Source organism: Novipirellula artificiosorum (assembly GCF_007860135.1).
Lineage (GTDB): Bacteria > Planctomycetota > Planctomycetia > Pirellulales > Pirellulaceae > Novipirellula_A > Novipirellula_A artificiosorum.
This window is the reverse complement of the sequence record NZ_SJPV01000006.1, coordinates 465,198-480,660: the sequence shown is the minus strand read 5'-3', so window position 1 is coordinate 480,660 and position 15,463 is coordinate 465,198. Positions and strand designations below refer to the sequence as shown.

Annotated in this window: 9 protein-coding genes; 3 read left to right on the top strand and 6 right to left on the bottom strand. The window is 55.3% G+C overall.

Translation table 11 applies throughout. The features are described 5' to 3' along the window. Window positions 1–14: 14 nt before the first annotated feature. Window positions 15–3,371, bottom strand: a complete 3,357-nt coding sequence (locus Poly41_RS18675) for a protein kinase domain-containing protein (RefSeq protein ID WP_146528219.1) — start codon at window positions 3,369–3,371, stop codon at window positions 15–17. Window positions 3,372–3,460: 89 nt separating this feature from the next. Beyond that, window positions 3,461–4,786 carry an ATP-binding protein gene (locus Poly41_RS18670; protein WP_146528218.1) on the bottom strand — a complete coding sequence of 442 codons (1,326 nt, stop codon included), beginning with the start codon at window positions 4,784–4,786 and terminating at the stop codon, window positions 3,461–3,463. A 289-nt stretch (window positions 4,787–5,075) separates the two neighbouring features. Between Poly41_RS18670 and Poly41_RS18665 the strand changes: the two genes are divergently transcribed. The 3 genes from Poly41_RS18665 (at window position 5,076) to Poly41_RS18655 (ending at window position 8,721) form a co-directional block, all read left to right on the top strand. Next, the gene (locus Poly41_RS18665; protein WP_146528217.1) at window positions 5,076–6,203 is read left to right on the top strand and encodes an EAL domain-containing protein; all 1,128 of its coding nucleotides are present in this window, start codon (window positions 5,076–5,078) and stop codon (window positions 6,201–6,203) included. Between the two features lie 110 nt (window positions 6,204–6,313). Continuing rightward, window positions 6,314–7,954, top strand: a complete 1,641-nt coding sequence (gene pgi, locus Poly41_RS18660; protein WP_146528216.1) for a glucose-6-phosphate isomerase — start codon at window positions 6,314–6,316, stop codon at window positions 7,952–7,954. Beyond that, window positions 7,951–8,721: a metallophosphoesterase gene (locus Poly41_RS18655; RefSeq protein WP_261344904.1), complete on the top strand. Its 771-nt coding sequence runs from the start codon at window positions 7,951–7,953 to the stop codon at window positions 8,719–8,721. The genes pgi and Poly41_RS18655 overlap by 4 nt, the downstream gene beginning before the upstream one ends. A gap of 98 nt (window positions 8,722–8,819) precedes the next feature. Here Poly41_RS18655 and Poly41_RS18650 read toward each other — a convergent pair whose 3' ends face one another. The 4 genes from Poly41_RS18650 to Poly41_RS18635 form a co-directional block, all read right to left on the bottom strand. Further along, entirely contained in the window at window positions 8,820–10,547 is a 1,728-nt protein-coding gene (locus Poly41_RS18650; protein ID WP_146528214.1) for a DUF4129 domain-containing protein, read from the bottom strand. A gap of 81 nt (window positions 10,548–10,628) precedes the next feature. Beyond that, window positions 10,629–10,889 carry a DUF4339 domain-containing protein gene (locus Poly41_RS18645; RefSeq protein ID WP_197231429.1) on the bottom strand — a complete coding sequence of 87 codons (261 nt, stop codon included), beginning with the start codon at window positions 10,887–10,889 and terminating at the stop codon, window positions 10,629–10,631. Window positions 10,890–11,297: 408 nt separating this feature from the next. Next, window positions 11,298–12,221: a hypothetical protein gene (locus Poly41_RS18640; RefSeq protein WP_146528213.1), complete on the bottom strand. Its 924-nt coding sequence runs from the start codon at window positions 12,219–12,221 to the stop codon at window positions 11,298–11,300. A 97-nt stretch (window positions 12,222–12,318) separates the two neighbouring features. Then, a complete protein-coding gene (locus tag Poly41_RS18635; protein ID WP_231615768.1) occupies window positions 12,319–15,180 on the bottom strand; it encodes a coiled-coil domain-containing protein in 2,862 nt (953 codons plus the stop codon). Window positions 15,181–15,463 lie beyond the last annotated feature (283 nt).

Sequence of the window (15,463 nt, the reverse complement as noted above, 5' to 3'; positions counted from 1 at the left end):
CTTTCAAAAATGCGCTAGCAGGCTGACCCGGCCAATGCCACGCCGACGGGGCGGCGTTCGGAGGTTCTCCACTCGATATCGGACCGGGCCATCAATCGCGAACTCACCTGGCTATTTGCAGCATTTAAGGTCGCCAACCTGGCAATGACATCGTTCAAGTTGATTTGCTGAGCCTCGTGAATCAGTTTTGCTGTGGTGCCGGGAATGAGGGTGACCGTCAACGCACCCGAGTGAAACTGACGAAGTTCGGCTTCAAGGCGTACTTGTTCCGAATGCGTGCCAACCGCCAGAATCAGACGCTGGACGCCACCATAGTCGAGCAGCGAGGGTCGAGCCATCTGTAGCGCCGTCGCCATCGAAGTCACCGGTTGATCCGAGCCCTCTTTGCTACCGACCAAACGCCCGGCTTCCAAACTCATGTTCGATGGCACCGTCTTGGCGTCTGTCTCTGCGGGGTCCCCATGTTGACGTGCCAACATCGCTGTCACCTCGCTCATCGATTGAGTGGCCAGGTCGACCGACAACGATGGCAATACACTCGCGGAGCTTGCGGTTGCCAATGCGCTACCCACCAAGGGTGAAGCCGCTTCGGTGAGCCGTCGCTGAAGCTGATTCGGGTCGAGCGGAACACCTCCCACCGACAATGGGCGAAGAATCGACGACGAAACAGACGTGTTGTGTAAATCCGAGACAATCTTGGAGAACTGCGAAGAAACTTCCGTCGGCATTTCATCCCATGGGTTCGTTGTCGCATCGCCTCCATCGCTCAATCTTGAGATGACGATTGCCAACGTGGTTGCGGTCTCTTCCAATCGAGAGAGCAAAGCGTCGAGTTCGCTGATAAACGAATCCACTTGCTCCGCCGCCATGCGATAAACCATGTGGTCGATCAATCGCATCCCCAAATCGATAACGGGTGTCGTTTGAAGGGGATGGCTACGACCATCGGCTTTGTGATCGTCCGAGTCCACACCTTCAATATGAGCGCAATCGTCGAGCATTTCAGCCTGCCCACGCAATCGATCTCGATCAGCCTGAACTTGCTGCTGAAACAATCGCAGCGCCTCGATCGCCGTCGCGACGTCCGTGCTGCCATGCGTAAATCGAGTGACCATTTCCCGAGCGAGTCGATCCATCACCCCCTGGATCTCGTGAATCGCATCCTTACGACTCGCGATTTCCACCGCCCACTGAGAAATCAGGTTGGCGACTTCGATCCCATCGCATTCGTCGATGCATTCACGATCCTGCTCGCATGGCTTGGCTTCGTGATGCCGCATCGCGAAACGGCGCTGGAGTTGTTGCTGACACACAACCTTCGTTTCCCCAAATGCCCTCGAGAATTGAACCACGAAGGAATCGGAATTGAAGCCACTTCGACGAAACAAGCGAGTTGCCAACACCGAGGCGTTCTGCTTCGCCTGCGCGGGATGACCAAGCCAGCGAAGCAGCAGGTGGCGAACCGTTGCGGGCGTCAAAATTTCTTCTTCGGGACGACGAAAAACGCCGAGGGGAATGATGCCGACCGAACGTACCAAAGGTGTCGCGATCGTCGGAGCGGACTCATCGAGGGCTGCCGCGCGAGCCTCCTCTAACAGGCTCCCAGCACCGGTGGTGTCGGTCCAAATGTAGTCGCCAATCACCTGCACCGGAGTTGGGGCACCAGGATCGGATTCGTTGCTGGCGACCAAATAGGCATGTTTCAGCGGGGTCCGCGCCGCAGGAACGCTGGGCCAACCGGCTCCGGCGTCGCCGGGGTACCCATTGCCCGGTTGCAGAAAATAGGCCATTTCGATCAGCGCAGAATGGGTATCGTGATGAGCCAGAGAGAGGGCTGGATCATGCTTGAGCCCTTTCATCGCCAACATCGAATGAATGGTCGATTGTTCCATCGAGTGACTATCGAGAAAATGGCGAAGCAAATGGACGACGTCCAAGTAAATGCCGCTACCCGTCCCACCACACAGCGATCCGACAACAAAGATTTTGGGGGAAGTCGTTGCCTCGTCGCTCGCAAGCTCCGCAACCACTCGTCGCAACGATTCCGTGACTCTCTCGCCATGATCCACCAAGGCCAAGCGCCCCAGTGGCCTCATGCCTTCGGTCTCCAGCGACCGTGGAACGTTATAGATCCAGCGCCGAGAAATCGTCCGCAGACGCTCCGTGGTTAAGGATTCTCGGTATTCGCGCGGTGAGCGAAGCGGGATCGAAATCGCCTCGCAAGCCGGCATGCTATCGCAGCTATTTCCAATCTGGGCGGCCCGAATCGTTGCCGCGTCGGTGTCAATCAATACCGAGTGCAATTGGATGGGACATGCGGAATGCATGCTTCGTATCCGACTTCGAATCTCGTGCAAGACATCCGCGCCGGCCCCCCCCAAGGCCACCAACAAGACCTTCGCAACCGATCGACTGTCTCGGCTGACCCGTCCATCTCGGAGCGCCGGCAGGTCTTCGATCGCATCGCGACCACCTGCAAGGCGTCCCTCGCAGTCGGTATCAGTATCGGAGTTGGACAGCTCAGTATCGGTGCACTGGGGCGATGTGACACGGCCCCGAGGATTCATCAGTGCTTCGATGAAGGCACGACAGTTTGTGAATCGACGATCCGGCGTCTTTTCCAGAGCTCGCGCCGCAGCAGGACGATCACTGGGTGGCAGAGGTTCCAAGTCCGGTGCGTTGTGGACATGCTGTGTTGCCAACTGGGCAATCGTCCGGCCGCTGAAAGGACGTGTTCCCGTTAACAATTCCTGATACATGACGGCCAAGCTGTATTGGTCGCTATGCAAACTGGGTCGGCCATCGAACACCTCCGGCGGAGCATAGACCGGTGTTAAACCTCCCACCATGCTGCACTCAGCATCGCGAAGATCCTTCAACAATCCAAAATCCGCAACCTTCACATGGCCACCGACGATCAACAAGTTGCCGGGTTTGATATCCAAATGCTGCAGCTGATATTCCTGGTGCAGGTAATCGAGAGCATCCGCAGCATCGTGCAAATACGACAACAGTTTGTCGCGTGGAATCCCACACGAACCGCGCTCGCGATGTTCGCGAAAGACATCCTCGAGTGACCCGTCCGCCAATTCGGTGACGATCACCAATTGCTCGTCGACCACACCAAATCGTTCGAGCGTCAACAAGAAGGGATGGCTGACGCCCTTAATCCGCTCCAATGACTTCAGCTCGCGTGCCGCACGTTGTTGATCATGCGCTCCGAAAACGAACTTGACCGCCTTTTTAATACCGCCTGGTGCATCGGCGCGCCAGACCTCGCCGAACCCACCTCGCCCAACCAGCTTTTCCAACCGGTATCCAAGGATCGGTTCGTATCCCGCGCAGATTTTTCGTGAATTGGGCGCTTTCATCTAAACAGCGGCTTTCGAACAAGATTGTTGGGGGATCGTTTCTTCGGAAGCGAGAATCTCTCGTTGCGACTGGAAGTGGCTCGTCAAATCTACAATTGGCTGAAATAGCTCTTGCAAGCTTGATCCAAATAATCGGGCTGCAGTGTCAGCGGGATGTTTCGGTATTTGCAGAAATTGGCGACCTGAGTCAGTAAATCTCGCGGATGACAACGTCGCATCTTGCGACCGCTGTCCTCGTAGTACTTAAATAAATGATCCGCCGCTTGCGGTGTATCGGGGAACCCGAGTTGCTTGATGACCGCTTGAATCAGCTTTCGGTACTCTTCCGGCGAAGGATCCGAGACAAAGATTTTGTAAGGGACTCGGCGAAGGAATGCTTCATCAACCAGCGAGTTGGGATCAATGTTGGTCGAAAAAATGATCAACTGTTCAAACGGAATCTGAATCTTCTTGCCTGTTGGAAGCGTCAAGTAGTCACATTTATTCTCGAGCGGCACGATCCAACGATTCAAAAGCTCCTCGGGTGCAATCCGCTGTCGACCAAAGTCATCAATCAGCAAGCAACCACAATTGCTTTTCATTTGCAACGGTGCTTCGCAGATATTCGATCGAGGATCGTGGCGAACTTCAAGATTGCCCATCACGAGCTCGCCACCCACAACCACCGTCGGCCGACGGATCCGTATCCAGCGATGATCCCATTCTTGGCCCCTTAGAATGTCACCTCCCACCTCGGGCACAGGCGCCGGACGGTGAAACGCATCATCCTGCAACTTAATCAAATTGCCATCATCCAAAATTGCATTGGGAATCCAAATTTCTTGACCGAGGCACTGCGTCAAGCAACGGGCGATCGTCGTTTTGCCGTTGCCGGGAGGCCCGAAGAGGAACATCCCCGTGTTGCTATTGACGGCGGGACCGAGCAGGTCCAACAGTTCGTTTTGGTACGAGATCGACTGCAGCGCGGCGCGAAGCTGATCGCGATCAATCGGATCGATCCCTGCGGCTTGAGCTTCAACGCTGAGCACGTAGTCCGCGAGCGGGACGGGAGCAGCACCGGTATAGCTGCAATGCTGCATCTGGTTCTGTGCCTGCTTTTGACCTGCGTCGGTCAAGGAATAGTAGTAATCATTGAACGGAGCAGGTCGAACATGCGTCACCAACTTCCGCGTGCGAAGCGAATCGAGCAAAGGCTCCACCACACGAAACGGCAAACCAATCTTTTCCGAGCAATTTCGGCCACTGACGGTTCCCGTTACCAGAAGAATTTTGACAAGCAATCCATCGACATAGGATCCGCTTAATCCCGTTTCGTGCATGTCGCGCGGTTGTGCCGGCCAGAACGTATCGTCCGATAGCAGCCCACCAAGCATGCTGGGTTCGAAAGATTGTGTGTCGTTTGTAAGTACAGCCATAACGTTTGGTTGGGTTGTATGCGTGGGACGAGCGATCAAGTCGTCGGGGTGAGCCGAATAATCGTCACACCTGCGTCGGCATCCCCGAGGTTCGGTTGCATTGCCGCGTTCAAACCTAGCTTGCAATTCGAGGCAGGCGACAACCCGTCTGAGAAAAGTAGAATTCATGAAGAAAAAACTGGCGTTTTGTCAACTCCCTCAAGAATTGCAACCTACATTTTTGACGGCGGTCGCCCTGATCGGCAGAAAGACCCCCCGGTGATGTCATTGTTGAATGAATGTGATTTGCATGCCTACGATCGACAACTTAACGTTAGAACGACTGCGGCGCAGCACTGCGCTGGTGGAGGACGTTTGGTTTTTGTCGGGTCCGACGCAACCCGGTGAAACCATTATCCACTTGCCAATTGACGACGAGCCCTACGTGATCGGGCGCAAGCCAGGCGTATCTTTGCGGCTTCAATTTCGCACCGTCAGCGGCCAACATGCATCGCTGAGCGTCAAGGAGGGCGGCTTGTGGTTGACAGACTTGGGTAGCACCAACGGCACCTACATCAACGGCAAACGTGTCGTGCCGAAACAGCCGGTCAAAATTGGCGAAGAGGAATTGATCCACTTCGCCGAAGCACCTTTTCGAGTCTACCGCCAATCCGCAACCGGCGCGACCAATGGGACCTATGCCGAGAACATTTGTGACCAAGCTCTCGCACTGGTGCAGTTCGACCGCTTGATGGCAGAACGGCTCGTGAAGCCACATTTTCAAACGATTGTCGACCTCACGACCGGTACCCACGAAATCATCGGTCACGAAATCCTTGGTCGAGGCAGTGTCTTTGGTCTCGAATCGGTGGGAGCGATGTTTCATGCTGCCGAACAACTGAGTCTGGAGGTCGAACTGAGTCGACTGTTGCGCTGGGAAGGAATTCGTGTCGGACGAGATTTCCCCGAAGGTCCACAATTGTTCGTCAACACGCATCCCAAAGAAATGGATGACTGCGCAGGACTGATTGAATCGTTGGTTCAAACTCGCGAAATGGCGGGCAACGCCAACATCGTGTTGGAAATCCACGAATCGACCGTTACCGATCGCGCCGTGATGAAGGACCTGGTTGCGGCACTCGATGAGCAAGACATCAAACTGGCCTACGATGACTTCGGTTCAGGTCAGGCGAGACTGGCGGAATTGATTGAAGCACGACCCCATATCGTCAAATTCGATATCTCTTTGATTCGCGATATTGATACCGCGGACAGTTGTCGACGAAAGATGCTGTCGAATCTGGTCAACATGGTTTGCGACCTCGACATCATGGCATTAGCCGAAGGAGTCGAAACCGAAGCAGAATCGGAGACCTGCACCGAACTCGGTTTCCATCTTGGTCAAGGCTACTACTACGGCCGTCCCGCTCCTGCTTGATTTCGCTCGAGTTTGGCTGGGCTTTCTATTCCCCGCTGTTCGAAACCCCTCGTTTTCGATAGATTCGCGGCAAACGCTTCGATTTTGAATCTACGAGGGAAACAGACGCAATGACCGCCACGAATGCTAACGGTTTGACATCGACCGACGCCTGGAAATCGCTTTCGGATCATTTTGAGCAGATCAAAGACAAGCACCTTCGGCAATGGTTTGCGGAGGATGCCGATCGGGCCAAGACCTTCACGGTCGACGCGATTGGACTGACTCTCGACTACTCAAAAAATCGCATCAATGCCGAAACGGTTCAACAACTGACCCGGCTGGCGGAATCCGCCCAATTGAAACAGCACATCGAGGCGATGTTTAAAGGTGAAAAAATCAATGTCACCGAGCGGCGTGCGGTGCTACACACGGCGCTGCGGGCTCCTCGCGAAGCGAAAATCGAGTTCGAAGGTGAGAACATTGTTCCGGGTGTGCACGAAGTCCTCGACAAGATGTCTGGGTTTTGTAGCCGAGTCACCGACGGTCGCTGGAAAGGCCATACCGGAAAGCCAATTCGCAACGTCGTCAACATTGGGATCGGCGGATCGGATCTTGGTCCTGTCATGGCCTACGAGGCGCTGCGGCACTATAGCAACCGCAACCTAACGCTGCGTTATGTTTCGAATGTCGACGGAACCGATTTTTTCGAAGCGACGCGTGACCTTGATCCAGCAGAAACACTCTTCATTGTCTCCTCCAAGACGTTCACGACGCTGGAAACGATGACCAATGCCCGATCGGCACGGTCGTGGTTGCTGAGCGGACTCGGGGACGATGAATCCGCGGTGGCGAAGCACTTCGTTGCGGTTTCCACCAATGCCGAAAAAGTCAAGGAGTTTGGGATCGACACCGACAACATGTTTGTCTTCTGGGACTGGGTCGGTGGCCGCTATTCCATGGATGCGGCAATCGGGTTGTCAACGATGCTTGCCATTGGGCCCAAGCACTTTCGCGAACTGCTCGATGGTTTCCATGAAATGGACCAACACTTCCGGACCGCACCCTTCGATCAGAACTTACCGGTGATCATGGGGCTATTGACGGTTTGGTATGCCAACTTTTTTGGGGCTTCAACGGTTGCAGTGCTGCCTTACGATCAGTACCTGAAACGTTTCCCAGCCTATCTGCAGCAGTTGACAATGGAAAGCAATGGCAAATCCACGACCTTGGCCGGAACGCGTGTGGATTACGATACGAGTCCAATCTTCTGGGGCGAACCAGGAACGAACGGCCAGCACTCGTTCTATCAACTGATTCATCAAGGGACCCATTTGATTCCGTGCGACTTCATCGCATTCGTCAACTCACTGAATCCACGGGGTAGCCATCAAGATTACTTAGTCGCCAACGTGATTGCACAAGGCGAGGCACTCGCCATGGGCAAGACGCAACAACAGGTCAAGGACGAAGGGACCGAAGCGGAGTTAATCCCTCATCGTGTTTTCGAAGGCAATCGACCTTCGAACACTCTTTTGATCGATCGCTTGACTCCGGCGGTACTTGGGAAATTGATCGCGCTCTATGAACACAGTGTCTTCGTGCAAGGAGTGATTTGGCAAATCGACTCGTTTGATCAATGGGGCGTGGAGTTGGGCAAAGTCCTTGCCCAGCAAATCATTCCGGAACTGCAATCAACCGACTCGCCCCTCAATCACGACAGCTCGACCAATCAATTGATCCAGCGTTATCGCGAGTTGAAGTCGTCGTGATCCACGACTGGCCCAGCAAACCGCTGCCGAAACGAGTGGTTTTCATCTCGGACCTACATTTAATGAGTTCGCGGAGCACGGCGGAAGAACACGAGTACTTGATCGCGTCGATGATCGAGCGATCGGATGTGGTGGTGTGGGGAGGCGACCTGTTTGATTTTCGCTGGAGCCGTTTTCGCGACGAGTTGGAAGCCGTCCGTTTCGCAAGTGGCTATTTGCGATCGTGGCACAACCGGTTTCCCAATCATCAATTCGTTTTCCTGTGCGGCAATCATGATGCCAGCCCTGCCTTCTTGGATGAGGTCCGTCGTCAAGTGGACGATCAATCCAACTTCGTTTTGATGGGCGACGTTTTGCGTATCGATGACACCGTGATGCTTCACGGCGATCAAATCGAAGGCCGTGGGACAATCGCACGTTTTGAGAACTACCGCCAAAAATGGGCTGACAAGAAACGCGCGCCATTGTGGCGATTTGCCCCTTATGATGCGATCGTCGCCGCGCGGGGGCACAAGGTCGCCGCGGCGATTGCCCATCGCAATCGGATGGCGGTGAACAAGTTAGCGCGGTTTCTCGATCTGCATGATCTCAACTTCGACAACGGGATCCGCCGCGTCGTGTTTGGACACACCCATCGAATGGTGCTTGGATACGAACATCATCAGATGCAGTTCTATAGCGGCGGCGCAGCAATACGCCACGTTCCGTTTCATCCCATCGAAATTGAGTTCGACTGCGAAAATGGGGGTAACCGATCGTCGCGTTAACGGGCCAGATTGTTTAACGGGCCAGATTGTTTAACGGGCCAGATTGTTTAACGGGCCAGATTGTTTAACGGGCCAGATTGTTTAACGGGCCAGATTGTTTAACGGGCCATATTGTGCCAAACCACCGCGGCAGCAGAAACGTCGGACGACGTGGCGGCACCATCACCATAGACGACGCGGTTGTACGCATCGACCACTTGGTTCGCTGCGGACGAGACATCCGGGAGTGTCGTCGCCATTCGCTTCAAAAACTCAGTCGGCGTTTCGTCTTTGCGGCGACTGGCTCCTTGCTCGCGGGCCCAAGCTTCGAAGGCTTGAAAGGTAACAATCACCACCTGGCGAGGATCCTTTTCTTTGCCGACGGGGTTTCGGAACGAGGAGAACGGACGCTGAGAGTCCAATGCCTCGAGCTCCAAGGGCTGCGCTGACTCCACCGAGTCCTGGTCACGGTTTCGGTTCCAAAGTCGATTCCACCAATCAAGAATCGCTTCGCGGTGGATCCACAAAAACACTCCAATCACTCCCATCAATACGACCATGATGAGCCAGCGTAGGATCGAACCGATCATCGAAATCACGTTGGCGATCGGCTTCAACACGCTTGACGATGGCTTTTCATTGTCCGCTGCGGATCGATTCCCTTCTCCGTTTTCATTCTTCGCAGTCTCTTGCTGCTGGGCTGTCTGCTCCGATGCATCCCTGGGCTGCGTTTCGGTTACCGTCGAATCGCCTTGCGGCGGTTCCGCGTTCGGGCTCTCGGCATCTTTGCGATCCGACGGATCCCCTTGGTCACCCTGCTCACCTTGCTGCTTTTTCCCGTCAGCTGAGGACGAACTGCCTTCGGCGGGCTGTTTGCCACCCTTTTGTTTCCCTGCAGGCCCCTGCTCGGCCTTCCCGTCTCCTGAATCACCCGGCGGTGCTCCCTGTTGGCTCGATAGCTCCTGCACCTCTTTCTCACCCGCGTTCTTATCGTTGCCGGTTGTCGCGGCACCGGGACTCTTCTTCTTCGTTGCCTCATCCCCCCAACCAAACTGGCTTGGAGTCAAATCCTCGGCTGACTTCAAAAAGCCGGGCGGCTTGAACGAGGCAAGGGTCTGCCCCGGCTTGGGTGCGAGATAGGAAACGATGAGGATGAGCGCGATCAACCCCAATCCCCCCACCATCCATCCGACCGAGACGTCCGCAGGCATTTCGGTGTGGCGTTGACGCAAGTAACGACGAAGCCCCAAGAAACTCGTCGTGACCAGCAGCGAAAAACTTGAAAACAGGTAGATCGCCAGCAACCACATTGCACGGCTCGAACTGTCCGGATTGCTACTGATAAAGAATTGGCCCAATCCAAACAACGGCAGCGCACCGAGAGCAAGGTACATGACGGTCCGTCCCGGTTGATGCGTCTTCCTTCGTCGCACCGACTTTGGCGCCGGATCGCTTGGAGCCGGTTCACCCTCCACACTGCGCTGCTGGCTCGCTTCCAGCTGACTGCGAACAAAATGCCGCCCCGTGTCGATCAGGCCTTGGCCGCTCGCATCGAGCGATTCATCGATCAGCGTGCAGTCGTAGACAATTCGGTCGGCCAAGTAACCGATCAGTGCCAACATGAAGGTGCTGAAAATGGGCGAACCAAAGAAACGCAGCATCGCCACCAAACTGGCCAACCCAAGTGCCACTTGATAACCCAAAGCATACTTGCGATCGTTTTCAATGGCGACGCGAGCGACCGCGACGGTGCCCATCGTGAACATCAATAGCGTCCACGACCCGCGTACCGCAAAGTTGCCCCGGTAAAGAACCAGCATCAAGAAATTGCCCAAACTGCTGAGCATCAAGAAGATCAGCACAGGCGCAACGGCTATTGCGGCGTAATCAGCAACCGTTTTGTGAGCGAGCTTGGTTTCAATTGGGGTCTACTCTCGATGCTCTTCTGGCTTGGGCTTCCTCTCTTTAATGACAACGTCGTCGGGATGGGTCTTGTTCCAACGTTTGATCGCGGGACCAATCGCCTTCATCGGCACCCACTTACTCTTCGTCTTACTGCTTTGCAGCAATGTTTCTGGAGAGATTTTCCCTTCATCGATGCGAACCAACAGGTCGGCTTCCGAGATCGGGCCGATTCGACGTGTTTTCCGAATCCATCCGCTTGCCATATAGTACCAACCTGCTCCCATGGCTAACCTCACTTCATCATTTGCGAATCGTATCGAACGTGTGCCACCGCAATCGTGCAATCAAGGATCGGGATGATTGTGATGGGGCCCCAGCGTGCCTTCTGCACGTCTTTCACGGAGCCAAAAACGCCCTCGTTTTGGTTTTGGCGAGCCCATGACCCACACCACATTCTAACGCGGCCATCATCACCATTAAAGGGTTGATACCGACAATTTGAACTTAAACGCAAGAGCAAGCAGAGCGAAACCCCACCACAGGGGGTGCGTCAAAATGTACGCTCCTCGCGCCGTTGTGGCTCAAGGTCCAGCCCCTTTTCGCCAACCCGATCGCGGTACCTGAGGGAGCAGGGAGCATGTCACTCGAGGGAGCACCGTACCCGAGGCAGACGACTCTGGCCGGCCGGGCGATCAGGCATTGGCCTTATCACGGTTGCGCAAAAATTCCTTGTACTCCTCGGTTCGGAGCAGCAGTTCGAAATCGACGAGCGCATAAACAAGCTCACCGTTTCGTCTGAGCAATTCGCCATTGGACCGCTGTCGCAGAATCACATGGCTTGGTTTGTTGTCGAGCACGCGAAAGCCCTTATCTCGCATTTCGTCCGCAGCTCGCATCGTGATCTCGCCGGCCTCCTGCGCCGTGATCAATCCCTGTTGCGCGCAGACATCGGCATTGGTTCCCTTGACCCAAGCGAAGAGATACACGTATTGCCGCTCAAAATCCAAATCCATTTTCGAATACTTTGAATCGTTGTTGGCGGCCATACCGCTTCGATAGCGATCGAACCGCCCTCGCTCACGTCCAAGTCGCCAAGGCGCACATTTTCTTGCGGGGCTGAAAATACAAATCGGATGCTTGGTCATGATCTTCAGCGTCTTACGACCAAAGTGCCCATTGCGCAGGTCGACCAACAGCCCAAACTCTTGAAACGGGTCGTTGAACATCGCCCCCTGAACCACCTCCGCCGGCATTTTATCCGGGAAGGTCTTGGCAACTTGAAGCGGCACTTCTTCGGCGAAACGAGAAAACTTGACCACAAGATTTTGATCAATGCCTCTGGAATTGGTTGTCGGGACGCGATAGACCACGCCGCTGCCTTCCACAAGCCGCTCACCCCGCTTGGCGTAAGCCTTATCCTTATACCAGTTCTCCGATTGCAGGTTTTCCAGCAATCGCCACCCCAGCCGGGTTACGTAAAACTCGTTGTCATCGTCGTCCACGACAAACACGTACCGAACCCCATAGACCTTGATACGGCTTTCCATCGGCGTTTCGTCGAAGCCGGTCTTCATCGCCTCTTCGAACGTGATGGGGGTAGGAGGTTCGTTGTGCATCTGAGCAGATCCGTGATAAAGTTGGACGAGGGAACATTGACGACAAGAGTATTTTCGCTTTCGTCGGATTCGGCTAGGGGGAGACGCGAATCACCCCCTACAGCGACAACTCGGGCACTTCGATCACGGCAGCGGGAAGTTCGGGCATTTCGATCACGGGCTCGGGGAGCTCGGGCTCGAGGAATTCGGGTTCGAGGAGTTCGAACGCGGGCAGATTGACGTCGGACCCTTGCAAGACCGGGGCGGGTAGGAAGTCGTCATCGTCTGGTATCGCCGAGTCGATCATTCCCTGCTGACCCGAATCATCGATCGGCGACAAGCCGAAGTAGGGTTCGCGTGGCAGTGGCCGACGGGGCAGGCAGCAATGGTTACAGCCACCGATCATGCCCGAATCCGTTGTGCCTGGGAGCGAGAGCAGGTAGTCGGGATCGATCTTAACGGGATCAATCCACAATCCTTCCGGCGTCAGCTCCATCGTCCCGAGATCGAGGTCCAAGTTACGACGAACGACTTCGTAGTTGACAAAGATACCCAACAGCGTGTTCTGTGCTCGAAGCAGTGCATCGAGTGCCGTAATCGCGTCACGCGCGGCCGTCGGCCCATTCCCTTGGCTTCGTGCTTCGTTCAAAGCGCGACGGTCGGCGTTCAGTTCCACCTGCGACGCAGCGATCACAACCGCCTGACGTCCGAGTTCGAAAGTCAAGCGATTCGCTTGAAGCTGCCGAATTTCCGTTCGCAACGTTTGCCACACATCGTCCTCAAAACCGTACATCGCCCGCTTGGCACGTTCGTAGCTGATCAACGCCGCTCGGTAGGAGTTGCGTTCCCGCAACCGAGTGATCGGTGCATCCCATTGCAACCCCACTCGCAACCGGCCCGTCGACGACCGTAGGTCCAACGGATTGTTGCCAACGTTTCCGATGTCTCCATTAAAGACGACGTCCAGCGAGCTTTCCAAATCATCGGCTCGGACTTCGATTTGCCGCCACACGTCGACCAAATCGGCTCGGGCATTCGCCCAATCCCGACGGTTCACACGAGCGATTTGAACCGCCGCGGTCGGTTCGATATCCACGTCGGGAAGCAGGACGCTTTCCGTTCTCGCACGGGCTTGAATCAGTTGCAAGGCCAAGACATCGTCGGCCAACTCGCTCAGCAAATCCTGCGACGCCAGGATAACCTCATCCCGCAGTGCACGGGCAACAGCCGCGGGATCATCGTCTCGGGGCCCCTCTTGAACATAGCGATCGAGGGACTTCTCGAGCTCCTTGACACGCGTCTGGTACGATTCCAACTGACCCACCAGCACATCATATTCAGCGCGAAGATCATCACTCAACTTGCTGATTTCAATATCGAAGAGCGAATCGCTGATGTTGGAAGTGTCAAGCAACGAACAGATCTGATCCTTTTGTTCTTCATACGATTCTCGAAGCTGTTCGTTTTGACTCGTTCGTTCTGCAAGCGTTTCCTGGAAGAACTCGATGTCTTGACTCACCCGTGGCAAGTCCTCTTCGATCAAGGTTTTCGTGAACGTTTCAAGCGGCTCCAATTCTTGACGCAGCGTCGCGAGCGTCTCGGCCACGTTGTCGGTCCACTCCAATCGCGATTCTGGCAATCCCGATACCTCGTCGACCTCGAATTCGGCCTGCTCCAAAATGGCGACATTGAACTCACCCACTCGCATTCGGACTGCGGACAATTGTTCACGACGCCCAATCAGATCGGCATCGATCAACTCGAACCGCTGTAACATCGGGTCTTCCAATCGAGTGCAGATGTAGGGCGGAAGTCCCAGGGTTCGCAAGAACGAATCAACCGTTCGCTCGTAGTTAGCTTGTGCATTGACCAAGCTGGTTTGTGATTGCAGCAAACTGGATTTGGCCTGTGCGACTTGAATCCGATCGTTGATGATGCTGGCCGGTCCGGCGTTCTGCTCTGGCAACTTCGTCAGTTCTTCGACGAGCGTGTCCTCGAGGATCAACAGGTTTTCCGTTTGTCTGGCGATGTTCTGTTCCAGGTTGCGAATTTCCAGTTGGGTTTGCAGCAGCCCCAGGTAGCCACCGGCTCCCCCTCCCCCCGAGCCGATCGTGACGGTCAGGAAGAATTCACGACGGAATCGTTCGAACGCTCGAACGCTGGCCAGGAGCTCACGCTCGGACTGCGTTAGATTCTCCATAACGACATCACGTCCCGCGTTGCGTAGCAACGGTTGAAGCAGAGCAAAGTCAAAAAGCGTTGTTGCACTTTGGCTATTCGGCCCGCTCAATTCCCAAACGATGCTGTTGGCGACCCCGACAACCAGGTCCGCCCCGGTTGCGAATCGGCGTTGCATCGACAAGGCTCGTCGGCCGTTGCTGTACGGCCCCACTTCATATCGCGTGCTGCTCTGACCACCAGCACGACGACGCCCCGAAGCGGTCAGAAAAGTCTGGGCCCCCCCAAAAAACTGTGTGTCGAAGACAAACCGTTCGTTGCTCACATCGAGCGCGGCAAGATAAAGGTCTTCCAAGACGCTTTGATATGCAGGTGAATGCAACAGCGCGATGCGAACGGCGTTTTCCGAATTCAGCACCAACACGCCATCGTCGTCAAGCGGCAGAAATTGCCACCAATCGGGACTTTCCGCCGTGTTGGTCAGCCCCGCCGCTTCCCACAGGGGATAGCCACGGCGACCATCGACGCATTGCATGTACTCATACGACGAAGGATCGTCGAGAGGCATCGGCTGGAAATCAAGGTCGAACGGATTGAACATTCGGCTGCGACGGTCCACATCGATCCGCAACTGCTGGTTCGGTGGACGCGACAAATGGCTCGCCTTTTCATCCAACAGCGCGTTCGCCTCACAATCCGCTTGTCGGCGATAATAGTTGCGATGGCAGCCAACGGCCGCAATCAGCGTGACAACGGTAATGGCGATCACGAACGGCAACGGGGGTGGAACGAATTTGCTCACGGTCAGTCGCTATGATTGAGAAAACAGGGTCAGTGAGAAAAATCGGCACATGGCGCACAGCCGATAACATCGTTAGTCGATTCGGATCACCACGGGGGCCAGCTTGACCGGTTCAACCGGTTGTGGCGTTTTCAACAGCCGAGGTCGTGCGTGTCAGTCCGGTCAGAACGACTTTGACGGCACGCTGAACGCCGAGCGACAAGAGTCTGGGGCACCAACCCAGCCGGAGCGTCGGGGGGGAGGCTGGCCAAAAACAAGGCTTTAACGGCCAGAAGAGCGAGAA